19 protein-coding genes and 1 pseudogene are annotated in these 21052 nt (G+C 73.0%); 11 read left to right on the top strand and 9 right to left on the bottom strand.

Annotation, left to right across the window (positions count from 1 at the left end; translation table 11 throughout):
• The first annotated feature begins 12 nt into the window (after positions 1-12).
• Together CP968_RS16305 and CP968_RS16300 are read left to right on the top strand one after the other, a co-directional pair.
• On the top strand, positions 13-663 hold the full coding sequence (locus CP968_RS16305) for a GntR family transcriptional regulator (RefSeq protein ID WP_189829165.1): 651 nt from the start codon (positions 13-15) through the stop codon (positions 661-663).
• Positions 660-2105: an MFS transporter gene (locus CP968_RS16300; protein WP_150518710.1), complete on the top strand. Its 1446-nt coding sequence runs from the start codon at positions 660-662 to the stop codon at positions 2103-2105. The genes CP968_RS16305 and CP968_RS16300 overlap by 4 nt, the downstream gene beginning before the upstream one ends.
• Before the next feature lie 98 nt (positions 2106-2203).
• Here the strand turns inward: CP968_RS16300 and CP968_RS16295 are convergent, their stop codons facing one another.
• Entirely contained in the window at positions 2204-3028 is an 825-nt protein-coding gene (locus CP968_RS16295; protein WP_150518709.1) for a maleylpyruvate isomerase family mycothiol-dependent enzyme, read from the bottom strand.
• Between the two features lie 149 nt (positions 3029-3177).
• On the opposite strand from CP968_RS16295, the gene CP968_RS16290 reads away from it, so the two are divergent.
• The gene (locus tag CP968_RS16290) at positions 3178-3957 is read left to right on the top strand and encodes a carbon-nitrogen family hydrolase (RefSeq protein WP_150518708.1); all 780 of its coding nucleotides are present in this window, start codon (positions 3178-3180) and stop codon (positions 3955-3957) included.
• Positions 3958-4025: 68 nt separating this feature from the next.
• On the opposite strand, the gene CP968_RS16285 is transcribed toward CP968_RS16290, so the two are convergent.
• Positions 4026-4535, bottom strand: coding sequence for an LURP-one-related/scramblase family protein (locus CP968_RS16285; RefSeq protein ID WP_150518707.1), 510 nt, complete (start codon positions 4533-4535; stop codon positions 4026-4028).
• A 32-nt stretch (positions 4536-4567) separates the two neighbouring features.
• On the opposite strand from CP968_RS16285, the gene CP968_RS16280 reads away from it, so the two are divergent.
• The 4 genes from CP968_RS16280 (at position 4568) to CP968_RS16265 (ending at position 10182) form a co-directional block, all read left to right on the top strand.
• The gene (locus CP968_RS16280) at positions 4568-5368 is read left to right on the top strand and encodes a hypothetical protein (RefSeq protein ID WP_150518706.1); all 801 of its coding nucleotides are present in this window, start codon (positions 4568-4570) and stop codon (positions 5366-5368) included.
• Between the two features lie 172 nt (positions 5369-5540).
• The gene (guaD, locus tag CP968_RS16275) at positions 5541-6878 is read left to right on the top strand and encodes a guanine deaminase (RefSeq protein ID WP_189829164.1); all 1338 of its coding nucleotides are present in this window, start codon (positions 5541-5543) and stop codon (positions 6876-6878) included.
• Positions 6879-6907: 29 nt separating this feature from the next.
• A complete protein-coding gene (locus CP968_RS16270; RefSeq protein WP_150518704.1) occupies positions 6908-8251 on the top strand; it encodes an MFS transporter in 1344 nt (447 codons plus the stop codon).
• Positions 8252-8340: 89 nt separating this feature from the next.
• The gene (locus tag CP968_RS16265) at positions 8341-10182 is read left to right on the top strand and encodes an NHL domain-containing thioredoxin family protein (RefSeq protein WP_150518703.1); all 1842 of its coding nucleotides are present in this window, start codon (positions 8341-8343) and stop codon (positions 10180-10182) included.
• Between the two features lie 99 nt (positions 10183-10281).
• Here CP968_RS16265 and CP968_RS16260 read toward each other — a convergent pair whose 3' ends face one another.
• The 5 genes from CP968_RS16260 to CP968_RS16240 all read right to left on the bottom strand — a co-directional run bounded on the left by CP968_RS16260 (position 10282) and on the right by CP968_RS16240 (position 15134).
• The gene (locus tag CP968_RS16260) at positions 10282-11574 is read right to left on the bottom strand and encodes a M18 family aminopeptidase (protein ID WP_150518702.1); all 1293 of its coding nucleotides are present in this window, start codon (positions 11572-11574) and stop codon (positions 10282-10284) included.
• Between the two features lie 101 nt (positions 11575-11675).
• Positions 11676-12407 (bottom strand): hypothetical protein, encoded by a 732-nt coding sequence (locus CP968_RS16255; protein ID WP_150518701.1) that lies wholly within the window; start codon positions 12405-12407, stop codon positions 11676-11678.
• Positions 12408-12584: 177 nt separating this feature from the next.
• Positions 12585-14411 carry an acyl-CoA dehydrogenase gene (locus CP968_RS16250; RefSeq protein ID WP_150521949.1) on the bottom strand — a complete coding sequence of 609 codons (1827 nt, stop codon included), beginning with the start codon at positions 14409-14411 and terminating at the stop codon, positions 12585-12587.
• Between the two features lie 94 nt (positions 14412-14505).
• Positions 14506-14922 (bottom strand): ATP-binding protein, encoded by a 417-nt coding sequence (locus CP968_RS16245; RefSeq protein WP_150518700.1) that lies wholly within the window; start codon positions 14920-14922, stop codon positions 14506-14508.
• Entirely contained in the window at positions 14919-15134 is a 216-nt protein-coding gene (locus CP968_RS16240) for a hypothetical protein (RefSeq protein WP_150518699.1), read from the bottom strand. The genes CP968_RS16245 and CP968_RS16240 overlap by 4 nt, the downstream gene beginning before the upstream one ends.
• 119 nt (positions 15135-15253) lie before the next feature.
• Here CP968_RS16240 and CP968_RS16235 point away from each other — a divergent pair, with 119 nt between their 5' ends.
• Genes CP968_RS16235 through CP968_RS16225 form a run of 3 tightly spaced genes read left to right on the top strand, consistent with a single transcriptional unit; the run spans position 15254 to position 16812 of the window.
• Entirely contained in the window at positions 15254-16105 is an 852-nt protein-coding gene (locus CP968_RS16235; RefSeq protein WP_150518698.1) for a helix-turn-helix domain-containing protein, read from the top strand.
• The gene (locus CP968_RS16230; RefSeq protein WP_150518697.1) at positions 16086-16301 is read left to right on the top strand and encodes a DUF397 domain-containing protein; all 216 of its coding nucleotides are present in this window, start codon (positions 16086-16088) and stop codon (positions 16299-16301) included. Before CP968_RS16235 ends, CP968_RS16230 begins: the two co-directional genes overlap by 20 nt.
• A 58-nt stretch (positions 16302-16359) precedes the next feature.
• A complete protein-coding gene (locus CP968_RS16225; RefSeq protein WP_150518696.1) occupies positions 16360-16812 on the top strand; it encodes an SseB family protein in 453 nt (150 codons plus the stop codon).
• 184 nt (positions 16813-16996) lie between these two features.
• Here the strand turns inward: CP968_RS16225 and CP968_RS34845 are convergent.
• A pseudogene (locus CP968_RS34845) lies at positions 16997-17489 on the bottom strand (aldo/keto reductase); the annotation flags it as partial.
• 174 nt (positions 17490-17663) lie between these two features.
• Here CP968_RS34845 and CP968_RS16215 point away from each other — a divergent pair.
• The gene (locus CP968_RS16215) at positions 17664-18626 is read left to right on the top strand and encodes a pirin family protein (protein WP_150518695.1); all 963 of its coding nucleotides are present in this window, start codon (positions 17664-17666) and stop codon (positions 18624-18626) included.
• A gap of 94 nt (positions 18627-18720) precedes the next feature.
• Here CP968_RS16215 and CP968_RS16210 read toward each other — a convergent pair whose 3' ends face one another.
• Positions 18721-20919, bottom strand: coding sequence for a SpoIIE family protein phosphatase (locus CP968_RS16210; RefSeq protein WP_150521948.1), 2199 nt, complete (start codon positions 20917-20919; stop codon positions 18721-18723).
• Positions 20920-21052: the final 133 nt, after the last annotated feature.

Raw genomic sequence — 21052 nt, 5'->3', positions numbered from 1 at the left:
TATGCTGTGCGCATGCCGTCCGCCAGTACCACCCTCACCGCCGCCGACCGCGTCTACCGGCACGTCAAGCACGGCGTGCTCGACCGGCGCTACGAAGGCGGCACCCTCCTCACCGAGGGCGAACTCGCCGAGGCCGTCGGGGTCTCGCGCACCCCGGTCCGCGAGGCGCTGCTGCGCCTGGAGACCGAGGGGCTGCTGAGGCTGTACCCGAAGAAGGGCGCGCTGGTCCTCGCGGTGTCCGCGCAGGAGATCACCGACGTGCTCGAAACCCGGCTGCTGGTCGAGGAGTTCACCGTCCGCCGGGCCGTCCCGGCGCCGCCCGGACTGCTGGACCGGCTCGCCGGGCTGGTCGCCGAGCAGCGCCGGCACGCCGAGGCGGGCGACCTCGCCGCGATGATGGCCGCCGACCGCGGCTTCCACGCGGAGATCGTGCGCAGCGCCGGGAACCAGATCCTGTGCCGGCTCTACGACCAGCTGCGCGACCGGCAGCTGCGGATGGGCGTGGCCCTGCTGCACGCGCACCCCGACCGGGTGGAGCGCACGCTCGCCGAGCACGCCGAGATCCTGGCCGCGCTGCGGGCCGGTGACGCGGACACCGCGGCCGCCGCCGTACGCGGCCACATCGGCCGGGTCGAGGCGCTGGTGCGCGGAGCGGGCCGATGAGCGCCGGTGCGCATGCGGTGGTGAAGGACCCGCCGGGCGGGCGCAGGGCCGTCGCCGTGTGGTCGATCGGCGTGGCCGTCTACTTCGTCGCGGTGATCTTCCGGACCAGTCTGGGCGTGGCCGGGCTCGACGCCGCCGACCGCTTCCACGTCAACGCCTCCGCGCTGGCCGCCTTCTCCCTCCTCCAGCTGCTGGTCTACGCGGGCATGCAGATACCCGTCGGCCTGATGGTGGACCGGCTCGGCACCAAGAAGGTGCTGACGCTGGGCGCCGTCCTGTTCACGGCCGGCCAGCTCGGTTTCGCGCTGTCCCCGTCCTACGGGATGGCGCTGGCCGCCCGCGCCCTGCTGGGCTGCGGCGACGCCATGACCTTCATCTCCGTGCTCCGGCTGGGCACGCGCTGGTTCCCGGCCCGGCGCGGGCCGCTGATGGCGCAGCTCGCCGGGCTGGTCGGCATGGCCGGCAACCTCGTCTCCACGCTGGTGCTGGCGCCCGTCCTGCACGGGGTCGGCTGGGTGCCGGCCTTCGCCGGCAGCGCGGTGGCCGGGCTCGTCGTGCTCGTCCCGCTGGTGCTGTTCCTGCGCGACCACCCCGAGGGCCACGGCCCGGTGACCGCCGCACCCGTACCCGTGCCGACACCCGAAGCCGCGCCCGCGCCCGCCTCGGCGTCCGCGTCGGAGCCCGGGGCCGGGGCGGCCGCGGCGGCCGGGACGGCCGGCGGGCCCGGGGCTTCCGGGGGCTTCGTACGGCGGCAGATCGCCGAGTCCTGGCGGGAGCCCGGCACCCGGCTCGGCCTGTGGGTGCACTTCACCACGCAGTTCCCGGCGATGGTCTTCCTGCTGCTGTGGGGGATGCCGTTCCTGGTCGAGGCGCAGGGGCTGTCGCGCACCACCGCGGGCGGGCTGCTGACCCTCGTGGTCGCCTCGAACATGGCGCTCGGACTGGTCTACGGGCAGGTCGTCGGCCGCCGGCAGTCGGCGCGGATCCCGCTGGCGCTGGGCACCGTCGCGGTGACCGCCCTGCTGTGGGCCTCGGTGCTGGCCTACCCGGGGGACCGGGCGCCGATGTGGCTGCTCGTCACGCTCTGCCTGGTGCTGGGCAGCTGCGGGCCCGCCTCGATGATCGGCTTCGACTTCGCCCGCCCGGCCAACCCGGCGGAACGCCAGGGCACCGCGTCCGGCATCACGAACATGGGCGGCTTCCTCGCGTCCATGACCACCCTGCTCGCGGTGGGCGTGCTGCTCGACGCCACCGGCGACAACTACCGCATCGCCTTCTCCACGGTGTTCTTCCTGGAGGTGCTGGGCCTCACCCAGATCCTGCGGCTGCGCCCGCGCGCCCTGGCCCGGGAACGCGAACGGGAGCGGCTCCGGGAGCCGCACGCGGCCTCCCCCGCCCCGAGCGGCCCCACCGCCCCGGCCCCCGAACCGGCCTCGGCCTGAGGACCCGGCGCGTGCGGACGGCGAAGGTGGTGCGGGCGGTTGCGGATGTCGCGGGCGGTGCGGGTGTCGCGGGTGCGGGCCGGGCGGGGTCCGGGCGGCTACGGGGTGACGGCGAACTGCGTCAGGATCGCCTCCGCCAGCTCCGGGTCGCCCTCCACCTTGACCCGGTCGGCGACCGCGTGCGCCCGCACCCGGCCCCCCGCCAGCCGGACGTACGTCTCCCAGTCCAGCACCAGCGTCACGGCCGGGCCCAGCGAGGGCGCCTTGTCGAGGGTGCCCCGGCCCTGCGCGTCGACCCGTACCGTCCGCATGAACTCCAGCGGGCCGTGCACGTCCAGCACGACGGCCGAGTTCGCCGGGGCGCCCGCCTTCTTCGCGACCACCTTCGGCAGCCCGGCCAGCAGGGCGTCGCGGGCCACGTACGCCCCCGGGGAGTCCCAGTTACCCGGCGCGGCCAGCGCGTGGCGCAGGTCCTGCTCGTGCATCCACACGTCGAAGGCGCGCAGCCGCAGCGCCTCCTCCAGGGTCACCTGCTCGCCCAGCGGCCCGCGCACGGTGGCGCCCGGATCGCGCTTCTCGTTGCGCAGCTGCCGCATGCGCCGGATGACCGTGTACTCCAGCTCCGAGGTCATCTCCGGCGCGGTGTGGTGGCGCCGTACGTCGACCTGCACTTCCATGTACCGGGTGAACTCGTCCACCACGTGCCGCAGGTCCCGGGCCACGGTGTGGATCGGGCGCGGGTCGCCGAGCTGCTCGCACTCGATGCCGATGATGTGTGACACGACGTCACGGACCGACCAGCCCGGGCACGGCGTCGCCCGGTTCCACTCGCGTTCCGGCAGCGGGAGGACCAGCTCGGATATCGCCTCGATGGAATGCGTCCACGCGTCGGCATAGGGCTGAAGGCTGGGATGGACGGTCAACGGGACCCCTCGCGGTGCTGTTCAGTGGCGCGTTGTGGAAGGTGTGGGCTTGGTTTCCAAAACTACGCTGCCGGTGAGCACCCCGGCAGTGCTTTCGTGTGACGATCGTAGGCCCGAGTTGACGGCTTGAATGCCAGGACGGTGGTAGTGTGCGCGCCTCGCTGATCCAAATCGCGGTGAATGATGGTGAGTCGGTGGCCTCCCGGCGCTCCCGGGTGGCCGATCTCGTCAGGGAGCAGGCCGGCTCCGACCTGGTGGTCCTGCCGGAGCTGTGGACGGTCGGGGCCTTCGCCTACGAGCGGTTCGAGACCGAGGCGGAGCCGCTGGACGGCCCGACCTTCGAGGCCGTCTCCAAGGCGGCGCGCGATGCCGGGGTGTGGCTGCACGCGGGCTCGGTGGTGGAGCGCGCGGGCGACGGCTCGCTCTACAACACCGCGCTGGTGCTCTCCCCGGAGGGCGAGCTGGCCGCCACGTACCGCAAGATCCACCGCTTCGGCTTCGACCAGGGCGAGGCGGTGCTGATGGCCGCGGGCGACTCCCTGACCACCGTGGCCCTGCCCGAGCAGACCCTGGGCCTCGCCACCTGCTACGACCTGCGCTTCCCGGAGCTGTTCCGCGGCCTGGTGGACGCCGGGGCCACCACGATGGTGGTCGCGGCGGGCTGGCCCGCACGGCGCCGGTCGCACTGGACGCTGCTGAACCGGGCCCGCGCGGTGGAGGACCAGGCGTACGTCCTGGCGTGCGGGCTGGCCGGCACCCACGCGGGCGTGGAGCAGGCCGGGCACAGCCTGGTGGTGGACCCCTGGGGCGAGGTCCTGGCGGAGGCGGGGCCCGGCGAGGCCGTGCTGACGGTGGACCTGGACCCGGCGAAGGTCCCGGACACCCGCGACCAGTTCCCGGCCCTGAAGGACCGCCGCATGCACGGCTAGCGACCGAACGGCGGACGCGGAGCGGGGCCGGCCGCCCGGCCACGCCCGCCCCGCCGGCCCCGGCGGGCCTACGGCTCGTCGGCGCCGTCGCCGTCGCGTTCCTTCTCCGCCATGCGGATCACGCACACCGCCACCGCGATCAGCAGGGCCGCGTCCGCGTCCTCCCGGACCACGTCGACCGCGTACGTCTCCCGGAGCCGGTACCACTGCCGCGAGACCAGGGCCAGCAGCTCGCCCTCGTACTCGACCTTGAACTCCCGGTCCAGGACGCGGCCGCTGACGTCGAGCTCCGTGCCCTCCACCAGCGTCACGCGGAAGTGGTTGCGGAGCAGCGAGAACCGCTTGCGGCGGATGACGGCCAGCCGCCGTTCGTCCCGCTCCAGGGTCATCGCGTCGCGGAAGGCGAACAGCTTCTCCCGCAGGGTGATCAGGATCTGCCCGTCCGGGTCCTTGAGCTCCAGCTTCTCCCGGAGCCGCAGCGCCTTCCCGTCGACCAGGAAGGCGTGCCGGCCGTCCTCGTCCTCGATCCAGTAGTCGTCGCCGATGGCCAGCAATTTGTCCCGTACGAGGTATTTCATGCGCTCATCCGTGCCCGCGATAGGTTGCTGCCATGCCTCTCCTCTACGTGACCGACCTGGCGTACCCGGCGCGCGGCCGCCGCTACTGCGACGAGGACATATTCCTCACCTCCCGGCTGCGCGAGCACCTCCCGCTGGCCCTGTGCCACCCCCGGGACGCCGTCGCGCTGATGCCCGGGTTCGACGCGGTGGTCGTCCGCAACAGCGGCCCGGTCCTGCACTACCAGGAGGCGTACGACGCCTTCCGCGCCGCCGCGCTCGCGGCCGGGACCCGCGTCTACAACCCGCTCTGCGGCCGCGGCGACATGGCGGGCAAGCAGTACCTCCTCGACCTGACCGCCGCCGGCTACCCGGTGATCCCGACGATCGACGACCCGGCCCGGCTCGCGGAGCTGCCCCGGGCGGCCGAGTACGCGGTCAAGCCGAAGCAGGGCGCCGACTCCATCGGCCTCGTCTTCACCGCGGACCCCCAGGGCCCGGCGGGCGAGGTCCTGGTCCAGCCGCGCGTCGACTTCGCGTACGAGGTGTCGTTCGACTTCGTCGACGACGCCTTCCAGTACGCCCTGTACGCCCCGGACCCGGCGCGCCGCTGGGAGCTCGTGCCGTACGAGCCGACCGCTGCGGACCTCGACTTCGCCCGCGCGTTCATCGCCTGGAACACCCTGGACCACGGCATCCAGCGGGTGGACGCCTGCCGGGCGCCCTCGGGCGAGCTGCTGCTGGTGGAGCTGGAGGACCTGAACCCGTACCTGTCCCTGGACCTGCTCCCGCCCGCCGTCCAGGACGCCTTCGTCACCGCCCTGACCGCCTCCCTGCGCTCCTTCCTCCACTGACGCCGGGCCCCCGCCCCCGCCCCCGCCGTCACGCCCCTCGCCCCCGCGCGACCTGCGCCCCGCCCCCCGGGTCTCACCCGAACGGGCTAGCTCCGGCAGGCATCGCGGCGGGGCGCGCGGTCGACTGGGAGGGCGCTCCGCCACGGCGGCGCGCCCTTCTCTGGAGGTGGCGATGTCATCGACGGCTACCGCGGTGCGCGGCCCGCTCGTCTGGTTCCGGGGGGACCCCTTCCTCGCGGGCCGCGAGGAGACGTTCGTCCACGAGAGCGACGGACTGCTGATCTGCCAGGACGGGCTGATCACCGCGGCGGGGGACCACGCCGCGCTGCGCCACCTGATCCCGCCGGGAACCGAGGTCGTCCACTACCCGGACCACGTGATCACCGCCGGGTTCGTCGACACGCACGTCCACTACGTGCAGACCGGCATCATCGCCGCCTTCGGCTCGCAGCTGATCGACTGGCTCAACCACTACACCTTCGTGGAGGAGCAGCGCTTCTCCGACGCCGCATACGCCCGTACGGTGGCCTCCTCCTTCTGCGACGAGCTGCTGCGCAACGGCACCACCACCGCGCTGACCTTCTGCGCCGTCTACCCGGATTCGGTCGACGCCCTGTTCGAGGAGGCCACCCGGCGCGACATGCGCATGGCGGGCGGCAAGGTCCTGATGGACCGCAACGCCCCCGAGCCCCTGCTGGACACCGCCCGCTCCGGCTACGACGACTCCAAGGCCCTCCTGGAGCGCTGGCACGGCAAGGGCCGCAACCTCTACGCCATCACCCCGCGCTTCGCCCCCACCAGCACCCCCGAGCAGCTGGAGGCGGCCGGGGCCCTGTGGCGCGAGCACCCGGACGCGCTGGTCCACACGCACGTGTCCGAGAACACCGGGGAGATCTCCTGGGTGCGTTCGCTGTTCCCGGACCGCGCCGGCTACCTCGACGTCTACGACCACTACGGCCTGCTCGGCCACCGCGCCGTCCTCGCCCACGGCGTCCACCTCACGCGCCGTGAGCGCGACCGGTGCGCGGAGACGGGCACGGCGATCTCGCACTGCCCCACCTCGAACCTGTTCCTGGGCAGCGGCCTGTTCCACGTCCACGACGCCAAGGACGGCCGGCACCCGATCCACGTCGGCCTGGGCACCGACATCGGCGCCGGCACCAGCTTCTCCCTGCTGGCCACCATGAACGAGGCCTACAAGGTCGCCGAGCTGTGCAACTACCCGCTGGATTCGGTCAAGGCCTTCTTCCTCGCCACCCTCGGCGGCGCCCGGGCCCTGGGGATCGACCACCAGGTGGGCTCGCTCGAAGCGGGCCACGAAGCCGACTTCGTCGTCCTCGACCCCCGGGCCACCCCGCTGCTGGCGCAGCGCACCTCGCGCGTCGGGGACATCGAGGAGCTCCTCTTCGTGCTGGCCGTGATGGGGGACGACCGGACCGTGCGCGCCACCTACGTCAACGGCGCCCTCGCCCACGACCGCGACGCCGCCCCCGGGCCCTCCACCGCCTGACCGCCGCCGCCCACCAGAGGAGAGCCACCATGGCCACCGCCACCCCGCAGGGCCCGGCGTCCGCTCCGGACGTCGAGTACCGCAAACACCCCGGCGCCCGGATGCTGCACGGCCCGCACAAGACCATCGGCGGCGTCGAGGCGTGGGTCGTCTGGGGGCTGTGCACGGTCTTCGTCATCTGGCTGTTCGCCATCCAGACCGGCTACGCCGTGGTCTCCCCGGAGATCCAGAAGACGGCCGCGCTCAGCGTGGCCCAGATCGGTCTGGCCGGGTCGATCTACACCTGGGCGTTCGCGCTCTGCCAGTTCTTCTCCGGCGCCCTGCTCGACCGCTTCGGCTCCCGGCCGCTGCTGGCGATCGCCGTCGCCTTCGTGACGGCCGGGGCGTTCCTCTACGCCCAGACCACCAGCATGGCCACGCTGATCGCCGCCCAGATCGTCCTCGCGATCGGCTCCTCGTTCGGCTTCGTCGGCGCCGGCTACATCGGCGGCCAGTGGTTCCCCGCCGCCCGCTACGGGCTCATGTTCGGCCTGGTGCAGTCGCTGGCCTCGCTGGGCTCCGCGTTCGGGCAGCCGGCCATCTCCTGGCAGCTCACCATGGTCAGCTGGCAGCAGCTGCTGAACGGCTTCGGCGCGGCCGGCGTGGTCCTGATCGTGCTGTTCGCCCTCATGGTGCGCAATCCGTCGCCCGGCCCCGAGCAGCTCGCCCGCACCACGCCCACCACGGGCACCCCGGCCGCGCGGCGGCCGCTGCTGTCCGGCATCTTCCACGACCTCGGCAGCTGCTTCCGCAACCGCAACGTCGTGCTCTCCTCGCTGCTGGCCGGGGTGTCCTTCGGCTCCATGCTCGCCATGGGCGTGCTGTGGGGCCCCCGGGTGATGGAGGCCCGCGGCGCCGACGCCTCCCTCGCCGCCGTGCTGTCCGCCATGTCCTGGCTCGGCCTGGCCTTCGGCGCCCCGCTGTTCAACGTGCTGTCCGACCACTGGAACAACCGGCGGGTGCCCGCCGTGGTCGGCGTGCTGCTCCAGGCCGTCGCGATCAGCCTGCTGATCTACCTCCCCAAGGAGACCAACAGCGTCTCCGTGGTCACCATGTTCGCCGTGGGCCTCTTCGCCGGCGCCCACATGCTCGGCTTCACCGTCGCCGGCGAGTCCGTCCCCGGCTCCCTGGTCGGCAGCTCCGCGGCCATCGTCAACGGGGTCTGCTTCATCATCGGCGGCATCCTCCAGGCCGTGCCCGGACGCATCCTGCCCGACGCCCCGGACCTCGCGGACTACGGCCACGCCCTCCTGATGATGCCGATCCTGCTCGTCCTGGGCGCGGTGGCCGGCCTCTTCATCAAGGACACCGGCCGGGCCCACGGCCGCGCCTGACCTCCGCCCGCCGCCCCCGCCCGCCCCCGTCACGCCCGGCTTCGTACGGCCGTGACGGGGCGTTCGCACGCGGGTGGCAAGCTGGAAGCATGAACGATGCAGCCCCGGCGCCCACCCCCGCGCCCGCGCCCCGCCGTGCCCGTGTCCGTGCCCCCGAGCTGATCGGCAAGGGCGGCTGGCTCAACACCGGCGGGAAGGAGCTCACCCTCGCTGACCTGCGAGGTAAGTGCGTTGTTGTGGATTTCTGGACCTTCTGCTGCATCAACTGCCTGCACGTCCTCGACGAGCTGCGCGAGCTGGAGGAGAAGCACCGCGACACCGTCGTGATCGTCGGCGTGCACTCGCCGAAGTTCGTGCACGAGGCCGACCACGCGGCCGTCGTCGACGCCGTCGAGCGCTACGAGGTGCACCACCCGGTGCTGGACGACCCCGAGCTCGCGACCTGGAAGCAGTACGCCGTACGCGCCTGGCCCACCCTCGTGGTGATCGACCCCGAGGGCTACATCGTCGCCCAGCACGCCGGCGAGGGCCACGCGCACGCCATCGCGCGCCTGGTCGAGGAGCTGGAGGCCGAGCACGCCGCCAAGGGCACGCTGCGCCGCGGCGACGGTCCGTACGTGGCCCCCGAGCCGGTCGCCGGCGACCTGCGCTTCCCCGGGAAGGCGCTGCGGCTGCCGTCCGGGAACCTGCTGGTCTCCGACACCACCCGGCACCGGCTGGTGGAGCTCGCCGCGGACGGCGAGAGCGTGGTGCGCCGGATCGGCAGCGGCGAGCGGGGCTTCGGCCCGGACGCCTTCAGCGAGCCGCAGGGGATCGCGCTGCTGCCCGACGGGCGGGTGGTGGTCGCGGACACCGTCAACCACGCGCTGCGCACCTTCGACCCGGCCACCGGCGCCGTGGAGACCGTCGCCGGCACCGGCCGCCAGTGGTGGCAGGGCACGCCCACCTCGGGTCCGGCCCTGGAGGTGGACCTGTCCTCGCCGTGGGACGTGGCCTGGTGGGAGGACCGGGTGTGGATCGCCATGGCCGGCGTCCACCAGCTGTGGACCTGGGACCCGGCGGCCGGGACGGTCGAGGTCGCCGCCGGGACCACCAGCGAGGGCCTCCTCGACGGGCCCGCTGCCGAGGCCTGGTTCGCCCAGCCGTCCGGGCTCGCGGCCGCCGGGGACCGGCTGTGGATCGCCGACTCCGAGAACAGCGCCCTGCGCTGCCTGCACCGCGACGCGGACGGCGGCCTCGCCGTCACCACCGCCGTCGGCACCGGCCTGTTCGACTTCGGACACCGCGACGGGGACGCCGCCCAGGCGCTGCTCCAGCACCCGCTGGGCGTCACGGCCCTGCCCGACGGCTCGGTCGCGGTGAGCGACACCTACAACCACGCGCTGCGCCGCTACGACCCCGCCACCGGGCAGGTCACCACCCTGGCGACCGACCTGCGCGAGCCGAGCGACGCCGTCCTGGACGGGGAGGAGATCGTCGTCGTCGAGTCCGCCCGCCACCGCCTCACCCGGCTGCGCCTGCCCGAGGAGGCCGTACGGGTCGACGCCGTCGCCCACCGCACCCGGCGGGCCGCGACGGAGGTGGCACCCGGCACGCTCCGCCTCGACGTGGTCTTCCAGGCCCCGACCGGCCAGAAGCTGGACACCCGCTACGGCCCCTCGACGCGGCTGCTGGTCTCCTCGACCCCGCCCGCGCTGCTCGCCGACGGCGCGGGCCCCGGCACCGACCTCTTCCGCGAGTTGGCGCTGAACCCGGAGGTCACCGAGGGCGTGCTGCACGTGTCCGCGATGGCGGCCTCCTGCGACGACGACCCCGCCAACGCGTACCCGGCCTGCCACGTGCACCAGCAGGACTGGGGCGTCCCGGTGACGGTCGTCGCGGGCGGCGCGCCCCGGCTCCCGCTCGTCCTGGCCGGACTCGACGGCGCGTAGCCGTCGGGCGGCCGCCCGACGGGTGCGCGAGGACCCCGCCCGCCCGGACCACCGGGTCCGGGCGGGCGGGGTCCGCCGGGGTGCGTACGGGCCGGGGCGTCAGGCCTCCAGGAAGGCCACCATCGCGTTGGCCAGCAGGTACGGGTCGTCCGCGCCGCACAGTTCGCGGGCGCTGTGCATGGAGAGGATCGCGACGCCGATGTCCACGGTCTGGATGCCGTGCCGGGCGGCGGTGATCGGGCCGATCGTCGTGCCGCACGGCATCGAGTTGTTGGAGACGAAGGTCTGCCACGGCACCCCGGCCCGCTCGCAGGCGCTCGCGAACACCGCGCGCCCGCTGCCGTCCGTCGCGTACCGCTGGTTGACGTTGACCTTCAGGATCGGGCCGCCGTTGGCGCGCGGGTGGTGCGAGGGGTCGTGCCGCTCCGCGTAGTTGGGGTGCACGGCGTGCCCGGTGTCCGAGGACAGGCAGACCGTGCCGGCGAAGGCCCGGGCGCGGTCCTCGTAGGACCCGCCGCGGGAGAAGACTGAACGTTCCAGCACGTTGCCCAGCAGCGGGCCGTCCGCGCCGGTGTCCGACTGGGAGCCGTTCTCCTCGTGGTCGAAGGCGGCCAGCACCGGGATGTGGTCGAGCCGGTCCGCGCCGGAGACGGCGGCCAGCGCGGCGACGCCCGCGTGCACCGACAGCAGGTTGTCCATGCGCGGGCCGGCCACCAGCTCGCGGTCGCGGCCGAGGTAGGACGGCGGCTCGATCGAATGGACCATCAGGTCCCAGCCGGCCACCGAGCCCTCGGGCAGGCCCTCTTCCTCCTCCAGGAAGGCGATGAGGTCGCCCTCCTGCACGTCGCCCAGACCCCAGATCGGCTGCATGTGGCGCTGCTTGTCGAGCTTGAGGCCCTCGTTGTTCACCGACCGGTCCAGGTGCACGGCGAGTTGCGGGACGCGCAGCAGCGCGCGGTCCACGTTCACCAGCCGCTCGCTGCCGTCGCGCAGGGTCAGCCGCCCGGCCAGGCCCAGGTCGCGGTCGAGCCAGGTGTTGAGCAGGGTGCCGCCGTAGATCTCGACGGCGATCTGCCGCCAGCCCTGCGAACCGGTGTCGGGCAGCGGCTTGACGCGCAGGTTCGGGGAGTCGGTGTGGGCGCCGACGATGCGGAAGGGGGTGTGCGCGGCCGCGCCCTGCGGGACGTACCAGGCGATGAGCGCTCCGCCGCGGAGCACGAACTTGCCCCCGGTGCTCGAATCCCAGGCGTCCGTCTCCGACAACTGCCTGAAGCCTGCCTTTTCCAGCCGCTCGGCCGCGTTGGCCACGGCGTGGTACGGCGACGGACTGGCCGTCAGGAAGGTCATCAGATCGTCGGTGTGGCCGCGGTCGAAGCGGGCGGGAGAGCTCATGTGGTTCACCTTAACGACGGTCGTGTTCGCCATGGCCGGGACTGCGGCGGATGGCCGGGGGATCGGGGACCGCGGGGCGTGTGGTCAGCGGTCCCGCCGGTTCAGCCCGGCGGGCGCTCGAAGCGGCGCTGCAGCTGTCTGCGCTCGCCCCGGCGGATGCGCGGGAGCATCTCCGGGGTCTGCGCGGAGCGCTGCGCGCGTCTCTTGCGTCCGGCGCAGAAGATACAGGCCTCGCCGGGCGGCGCGTCCGGGTCGATGGGCGCCCCCGGGTGCTCGGAGCATCCCGAGGCGTTGCGGGGCCGGGACAGTTCGCGGGCGACGATGAACGCGCGGTGCAGGTCGTCGGCGATGCGGACGAAGTCGTCGGCGGGCGAGGACAGGCTCAGGTGGAAGCGCTGGTCCTCGACGGTGCGCAGGCCGGTGCGCAGCGCCTGGAGGGTGTACGGAGGCTCGGGCACCGGGTAGCCGAGCCGGCGCTGCTCGCCGGCCGCCGGGGCGGCGGGCCGGCCGGCCCCGCCGCGCAGGCCCAGGCGCCGCCGGTCGTTGCAGAGGAGGCAGCGGCCCCAGCCGTCGGGGGCCTCGGGGTCGAGGGCGCCGTTGGGGTGCTCGGAGCAGCCGGTGTAGCTCTTGGCGGGGGCCAGTGAGGCGGCGGTCCGGAAGGCCACGTACAGGGCGTCGGCGATGCCGTCGTACTCGGCGGGGTGCGCGCCGTCGTACAGCTCCCGGAGGTGGTCGCCCAGGCTGCCCAGGCTCGCCTGCAGCTCCTTGAGGGCGTACGGGCGCCCGGTGGGGACGGAGTACCCCCTGCCGCCGTGCTGATCCTGTGGACTCATGCGTACGAGCGTCCCATGAACGACCGACAACGGGGAAAGCCGCAGGACAGGGCCGCGGCCGGGGGCCCGTACACCGGCGGCCGGGTCCCCGTGCGGAGGACCCGGCCGCGGTGGCAGGCGGGGGTGCTGCGGTGGGGGCGCCGCGCTCGCGCGGCGCCGCCCGGTGGTGCGCAGGGCCTAGAAGGCGGCCTCGTCGAGCTCCATGAGGGAGTTGTCGACGGCCTCGGCCAGCCGGCGCTGGACCGAGACGCCCGGCAGGACCTGCGCGGCGAAGAACTTCGCGGCGGCGATCTTGCCGGTGTAGAAGGCCACGTCCTTCGGGGAGGCGGTGGCGAGCTTCTCGGCGGCCACGGCCGCACCCTTGAGCAGCAGGTATCCGACGACGACGTCACCGGAGGCCATGAGCAGGCGCGTGGTGTTCTGGCCGACCTTGTAGATGTTCTTGACGTCCTCGCCGGTGGCGGTGAGGTCGACGATCATCTGGCCGACGATGGCCTCCAGGTCGACGGCGGCCTGGGCCAGCGCGTCGCGGGCGCCGGACAGCTCCTCGCCGCCGACGGCCTCGGCCAGGAACTTCTTGATCGTCTCGGAGAGGACGTTCAGGGAGGCGCCCTGGTCGCGGACGATCTTCCGGAAGAAGAAGTCCTGGCCCTGGATGGCCGTGGTGCCCTCGTAGAGGGTGTCGATCTTGGCGTCGCGGATGTACTGCTCGATCGGGTACTCCTGGAGGTACCCGGAGCCGCCGAAGGTCTGCAGCGACTGGGCGAGCTGCTCGTAGGACTTCTCCGAGCCGTAGCCCTTCACGATCGGCAGCAGCAGGTCGTTGAGGCCTATCAGGGCGGAGGCGTCCTCGCCCGCGGCCTGCTTGAACTGGATCTCGTCCTGGACGGAGGCGGTGTAGAGCACCAGGGCGCGCATGCCCTCGGCGTACGCCTTCTGCGTCATGAGCGAGCGGCGCACGTCGGGGTGGTGCGTGATGGTGACCTTGGGCGCGGTCTTGTCCATGAAGTTCGCCAGGTCCGGGCCCTGCACGCGCTCCTTGGCGTACTCCAGCGCGTTGAGGTAGCCGGTGGAGAGGGTGGCGATGGCCTTCGTGCCGACCATCATCCGCGCGAACTCGATGATCATGAACATCTGGCGGATGCCGTCGTGCTTGTCGCCGATCAGCCAGCCCTTGGCGGGGTGCTGGTCGCCGAAGGTCATCTCGCAGGTGTTGGAGGCCTTGAGGCCCATCTTGTGCTCGACGTTGGTGGCGTAGACGCCGTTGCGCTCGCCCAGCTCGCCGGTCTCCCAGTCGAAGTGGAACTTCGGGACGAGGAAGAGCGACAGGCCCTTGGTGCCCGGGCCGTGGCCCTCGGGGCGGGCGAGGACGTAGTGGAGGATGTTCTCCTCCATGTCGTGCTCACCGGACGTGATGAAGCGCTTGACGCCCTCGATGTGCCAGGAGCCGTCGTCCTGCCGCACGGCCTTGGTGCGGCCGGCGCCGACGTCCGAGCCGGCGTCCGGCTCGGTGAGGACCATGGTGGAGCCCCAGCGCTTCTCCACCGCGATCTCGGCGACCTTCTTCTGCGCCTCGTTGCCCTCTTCGTAGAGGATGCCGGCGAACGCGGGGCCGGATGAGTACATCCAGACGGCCGGGTTCGCACCGAGGATCGTCTCGGCGAAGGCCCAGATGAGCGAGCGGGGCGAGGTGGTGCCGCCGATCTCCTCGGGCAGGCCCAGGCGCCAGTACTCGGAGTCCATGAAGGCCTTGTAGCTCTTCTTGAAGGACGCCGGGACGGGCGCGGTGTTGGTGGCCGGGTCGAAGACCGGCGGGTGGCGGTCGGCGTCCTCGAAGGAGGCGGCCAGCTCGTTCTCGGAGAGCCGGGTCATCTCGCCGAGGATGGTCTTGGCGGTCTCGGTGTCCATCTCACCGAACGGGCCGGTGCCGTACAGCTTGTCGCGGCCGAGCACCTCGAAGAGGTTGAACTCGATGTCGCGGAGATTCGACTTGTAGTGCCCCATGGCGACGGCTCCGTTAAGGCTCGGGGAGACAGGTTCCTCGTACATACCAATCGGTAACCTCATGATGCTACCCACCGGTAATAACGGCAACCCTTCACTGGTGACTGTGACCAGCATCAAGTGCGCGGGCCCCCCGGTCCAGGGGTGGGGGCAGCTCGGCCCACACGGTCTTCCCGGCGCCCGGCCCGGCCCGTACGCCCCACCGGCCGGCCACCGCGTCGAGCAGTGCCAGCCCCCGGCCGCCCTCGTCGCCGCCCGCGGCCCGGCGCAGCACGGGCCACCCCCGCGGACCGGGGTCGCCGACCTCCACGCGGGTGCCGCCGTCGGCCGTTCGGGTGAGCGTCAGCGTCGCGGGGGCGCCCTCGCCGACGTGCGCGATGACGTTGGCGAGGAGTTCGCCGACGCAGAGCTGGAGGTCGTCGCAGGGCGCCCCCACGTGCGCCCGCACCGCCCGCCGCAGCGCGGACACCTCCTTCGGCAGCGCGAGCAGCTCCGCCCGGAACGGCTTCACCCGGCCGCCCCGGGAGCCAGCGCCTCGGCCAGGCGGAGCGCGGTGGCGGGGTTGCAGTTGCCGAGCGCGATGAGCGGCGGGGTGCCGCAGCTCCCGGCGTACGACATGAGGTGCAGGTCGAGCGAGGGCAGCACGATCCCGTGCACGGCGAGCGCCCCGCGCAACACGGCCAGGGCCGCCCGGGAGGCGGCTTCGGGGGTGGGGGAGGTCATGGCGGCGAACCCTTCGGTGTGCGGAGTGTGACGAACTCCTCACAGGCTGGGGTCGCGGTGCGTACGGTGGGAAGGGGTTTCCGTTGCGCTGGGCAAGTGGCAAATGGTGGTGGTGGGTTGTGCCCTCTCGTAAGGATCCGGACGCATCGGCCAACGTCCCGTCCTTCTACGGCGCGGAGTTGCGCTACAAGCGGGAATGCGCCGGTCTGACGCTGGAACAGTTGGCGGAGGGCAGCTTCCGCGGGGTCCCGTTCCTCAGCCAGATCGAGCGGGGCGAGCGTCGGATGCCGTTGGACCTGGCGCAGCACGTGGACGGAAAACTGGGAACGGACGGCTTTTTCGAGCGCCGCTGTGAAGACGCGCGCAAGGCGAGGCAGTCCGATCACGCCGAATACTTCGCGGACGTCGCGGAGATGGAGCCCTACGCGGAGACGATCGAGGAATGGGCGCCGATGCTCGTTCCCGGTCTGCTGCAGACGCCCGACTACGCGCGGGCGATCGGGCGTGCGGCGATGCCCCGTGCGGCTGATGCGACGATCGAGCGGATGGTCGCTGCTCGGATGGGACGGTCGAAGCTCTTCGACGGCGAGCGTCCGCCGGAGTTCTGGGCGGTGCTCGACGAATCATTGATCCGTCGCCCCGTACTTCCTCGGCCGCAGATGGCCGAACTGCTGGAGCACATCCTCCTCGTGGTGCGCCGGACCCGCTCCATTTTGCAGGTCGTCCCGCAAACGGCCGCCGCCCACTCCCTCATGATGGGGATGGTCAAGGTCATGACCTTCTCGGACGCACCGCCCGTGGTCTATGTGGAGAGCCTCCACAGCGGACAACTCATCGACTTTCCGGCCCTCGTGAAGCAGTACCGCAGGTCTTACGATCTGCTGAGGGCCGCCGCTTTGCCGCCGGAGGCGTCCCTGGCCCTTATCGACGCTGCGGCAGAGGACTACCGAAATGGTGACCAACGGCGTTGACCTGGGTGCCGCGATCTGGCGCACGAGCAGCTACAGCAACGGCACCGGCGGCGACTGCGTCGAGGTGGCCGACGGGTGCGTGGGGGTCGTGCCCGTCCGGGACTCCAAGGTGCCCGGCGGGGCCGTGGTGGTGGTGTCGGCGGGGGCGTGGGCGCCGTTCCTCGGGGCGGTGAAGGCCGGCGGCTTCGGCCGCTGAGCCGGGCGGTGGCCCGTACCCGACGGTAGCGGCCCGGCCGCTCGGTAGTCTGTGGCGCATGTACGGCTACGACCAGACTCCGGGCGCCCAGCAGCAGTACGCGCAGCCCCAGCAGGGCTACGCCCAGCAGCCGCCGCTGTACCCCGAGCCCTCGCCGCCGTCGCTCGCCGACGCGGTGCGCGCCTTCACGACCGGGCAGCTCGCCGCCGAGGACTTCCAGCAGATCTTCGCCACCTCGAAGGTCTACTGCCCGCGCGGGGACACCCCCGGGTTCCTGGCGCTGCACAACACGCAGCAGCCGGTCATCCCGATGTTCACCACGCTCAAGGAGCTCCGCCGGTACGCGGGCAAGGAATCCAAGTACTTCGTGATCAGCGGCGCCGAGGTCATCGACCTGCTGCCGACCGGTTACGGCTTCGTCCTCGACATGGAGGGCGACCACCGCATGGTCTTCGACGCGAAGGCGGTCGAGCAGATGGTCGACTTCGCGATGCGCCGGATGTACGGCTAGGCCGTCTCTTCCGGATCGTGCCGGGCCCGCGCCGCCCGGCAGCGCACCTCGCCGCCTTGGCGGAACACCACGTACGTCCAGTGCTCCGGCGTCCCGCCGAGGCGCCGATGCACGGCACCGGACGACGCGGGCTCAACCGGCACGATCCGAAAGAGACGACCTGGCCCGCGACCGGAGCTGCCCGCCCGACCACCGGCGGGTTCAGGCGGGCGAAGCCCTCCTGGCGTTCGTAGGGGAAGTACGGGTACGGGGCCGGCCGCGCGCTCGCCGCGTCGAGCTTGGCCGTCTGGCCGTCGGTGAGCGTCAAGCCGGCCGCGCCCAGCGTCTGCCGCGGTTGCTCCTCGGTGCGGGCGCCGATGATCACCGATGAGACGGTGGGCCGCCTGGAGCAGCCACCGCAGGGCGATCTGCGGGACCGCCTTCCCGGTCTCCCCGGCGACCTCGTCCGAGGCGTCGACCACCCGGTACGGGTGCGCGTCCTCCACCGGCGGCCCGTGGTCGGTCGTCGGTGCCGTGCGGGCGGCTGTCGGTGGGCAGCGGACCGCCCCGGCGGATCCTGCCGTCGAGGCGGCCCGGCCGAGCGGGCTCCACACGAGCGCCCCGAACCCCTGGTGGGCCGCGTACCGCTCGCGCCCGCTGGCACCGACCCCCGCGAGGTGGTCCCGCCCCTGTCCGCCCCCCTGTCCTACGGGCTGCTGACCGCGGCCTTCCTGCCCGACGAGGCCGAAGCCGACCGGCCGCGGCGGACGCGGCGGCGGGGCGGGAATGCCGGCGGGCGGGGCGCTGTTCTGTGGGCAGTGGCAGAAAGTTCGAGTTTCAACTAAACTCGGCGCCAGAAGGAGGTCCCGACCATGCCTGCAGTGACTGTGGAGAACCCGTTGACGCTCCCCCGCGTCGCGGAGCCCGCCCAGGAGACCGCCGCCCGCAAGGTGCTGGCCGTCACGACCGCCCCGGGTGGTTTCGAGGGCGAGGGGTTCCCGGTGCGCCGCGCGTTCGCCGGGATCAACTACCAGTACCTCGACCCGTTCATCATGATGGACCAGATGGGCGAGGTGGAGTACGCGCCGGGCGAGCCGAAGGGCACCCCCTGGCACCCCCACCGCGGCTTCGAGACCGTCACGTACCTGATCGACGGAACGTTCGTCCACCAGGACAGCAACGGCGGCGGCGGAGTCATCAACGGCGGCGACACCCAGTGGATGACCGCCGGTGCGGGCCTCCTGCACATCGAGGCCCCGCCGGAGTCCCTCGTCGTGTCCGGCGGTCTCTTCCACGGCCTCCAGCTGTGGGTGAACCTCCCGGCCAGCGACAAGATGATGCCCCCGCGCTACCAGGACATCGGCGGCGGCCAGGTGCAGTTGCTGTCCACCCCGGACGGCGGCTCGCTGCTCCGCGTGATCGCGGGTGAGATCGACGGCCACCAGGGCCCCGGCATCACCCACACCCCGATCACGATGATCCACGCGACCGTCACCCCGGGCGCGCAGATCACCCTCCCGTGGCGCTCGGACTTCAACGCCCTCGCCTACGTCATGGCCGGGCGCGGCTCCGTCGGCGAGGACCGCCGGCCCATCCACACGGGCCAGACCGCGGTGTTCGGCGAGGGCGGCTCCCTGACCGTCCGCGCGGACGAGTCCCAGGACTCCAACGCCCCGGACCTGGAGGTCGTGCTCCTCGGCGGCCGTCCGATCCGGGAGCCGATGGCGCACTACGGGCCGTTCGTCATGAACAGCAAGCACGAGCTCCAGCAGGCCTTCGACGACTTCCAGGCCGGCCGGCTGGGCACCATCCCCACCACGGAGCGCACCCGCTAGGAAGCGGCCTGCGCGCGACGGGCCCGGGCACCGCTTAGGCGGCGCGCCGGGCCCGCGGCGCGTCCGCCCGCGCCGCGCGCCCCCGCGCCCCGTCTCAGTCCAGGGCGTCCGGGTCCGGGTCGGGCTTGGCGCGTTCGTACAGCTCGAACCAGATGCACTTGCCCTCGCCGCGCGGGTCCACGCCCCAGCTGTCGGCCAGCATCTCCATCAGCAGCACCCCGCGGCCGCTGGAGGCCATCTCGCCCGGCTGCCGCTTGTGCGGCAGCTCGTCGCTGCCGTCCGAGACCTCGATGCGCAGCCGGCGCGCGCCCAGCTCGCCCACGGCCTCCGCCACCAGCAGCGCGTCGCCGTCCGTGTGCGTCAGCACGTTCGTCACCATCTCGGAGACCATCAGCACCGCCGCGTCCAGCTGCTCGGCGTCGCCCCAGTCGTGCAGCAGCTCGCGCACCTGCTGCCGCGCGCCCGCGATCCGTTCCGGTTCCGCCTGCGCCACGGTCAGCATCGTGCGCCGGGCCGGACGCGCCGGGTGCGCGGCCGTCGTCCCGCGGCCGCACTCCGCGCTCTCGCGGCACAGCAGCACCACGGCTATGTCGTCCTCGCGGCGGTCGGCCAGCGGGCCCGTGGTGTGGTGCGAGGACGGCCCGTGCACGGCCTGCACCAGCAGATCGGCCAGCTTCTCCAGGTGCCCGTCCTCCGGCTCCGCCGACGGGGACGGCTCGGACTCCAGGATCGCGCGCAGCCGCGCCCAGCCGGTGTCCAGGTCGTGGCCGCCGGTCTCGATGAGCCCGTCGGTGCACAGCATCATCGTCTCGCCCGGCTCCAGCGTGAAGCGGGTGGTGGGGTAGTCGGTGTCCGGGACGATCCCGAGCGGCAGCCCGCCCGCCGTCGAACGCATCAGCACGGTGCCGTCCGTCATGCGGACCGCCGGCTCGGGATGCCCGGCGCGCGCCACCTCCAGCACGCCGGTCCGCGGGTCGCACTCCACGTACAGGCAGGTCGCGAAGCGCGGGCTCTGGAAGTCGGCGTCGCCCCAGGACACCGGGGCGGCCCCGGAGTCGGCCGGGTCCTGGGAGGAGCAGAGCCCGGCCAGGAAGCGGGAGGCCCGGGACAGCACCGCGTCGGGCCGGTGCCCTTCGGAGGCGTACGCCCGTACGGCGATCCGCAGCTGTCCCATCAGCCCCGCCGCCCGGACGTCGTGCCCCTGCACGTCCCCGATGACCAGGGCGAACCGTCCGGAGGGCAGCGGGATCATGTCGTACCAGTCGCCGCCGACCTGGAGGCCGCCGCCGGTCGGCACGTAGCGGGCGGCGAGGGACATGCCGGGGATCTCCGGTCCCAGCTGCGGCATCATCGACCGCTGGAGGCCGGTGGTCAGCTCCCGCTCGGACTCGGCGACCCCGGCGCGCTGGAGGGCCTGCGCGAGCATCCGGGCCACCGTCGTCAGGACGGAGCGCTCGTCGGGGGAGAAGGACACCGGGTGCTTGAAGGCGGCCATCCAGGCCCCCATGGTCCGCCCGGCCACGATCAGCGGCAGGAAGGCCCAGGAGGTGCGGTCGAAGCGCCGGGCCAGCGGCCAGGTGGCGGGGAAGCGCCGCTTGTAGTCCTCGGGGCTCGGCAGGTAGATCGCGCGGCCGGTGCGGACCACCTCCGCGGCCGGGTAGTCCGTGTCCAGCCGCATCTCGGCGAAGGGGCCCTCGTCCCCCGGGTCGTGCCCGTGGTGCCCGATGACCGACAGCCGCTCCCCGGCCGCCCCGAAGACCGCCAGCCCGTCGGGGTTGAAGCCCGGCATGGACAGCGAGGCGGCCACCCGCAGCACCTCGGCCGTCGAACGGGCCTCCGCGAGCGCCCGGCCGGCGTCCAGCAGGAAGGCCTCGCGGGAGCGCCGCCAGTCGCCGGTGATCGGGGTGTGGGCGGCCGTGGTGCCCGGCTGCGGCTCGGCGATCTCCTGGATGGTGCCGATGAGCTCGTAGTCGACGCGGCCTTCGGGCGTCCGGCGCTCCACGGGCTTGGAGCGGCTGCGCACGGTCCGCAGCACGCGCCCGTCCTCGTCCATGATGCGCAGCCGGGCCTCGGCGAGGGTGTCCTCGGCGACGGCCAGGTTCACGATCCCGTTGATCTCGTTCCAGTCCACCGGGTGGAACCGGGAGCGCACGGCGACCTCCGGCAGGACCACCGGCTCGGCGGGCAGCCCGAGGAGCCGGGCGGCCTCCCCGTCCAGGCTGACCGTCCCGCGGGCGTTGTCCCACCGCCACAGACCCGTTGCGATGGCGGCCAGGACGTCCTCGGTGCGCACCCGGCCATCTTTACAGGTCATCGCCCCGACGTGCCTGTTCGCGACGGCCGGCGGACCCCCGCCGGCACCCGGTGACGGGCGCCCGAACGGCCCCCGCGCGCCCCCGCCCCGACCCCCCGAGCGCCCCCGCCGC

Source organism: Streptomyces subrutilus (assembly GCF_008704535.1).
In the GTDB taxonomy this organism is placed as follows: domain Bacteria; phylum Actinomycetota; class Actinomycetes; order Streptomycetales; family Streptomycetaceae; genus Streptomyces; species Streptomyces subrutilus.
The sequence above is the reverse complement of the archived record's forward strand: the minus strand, read 5'-3'. Positions and strand labels throughout refer to the sequence as shown.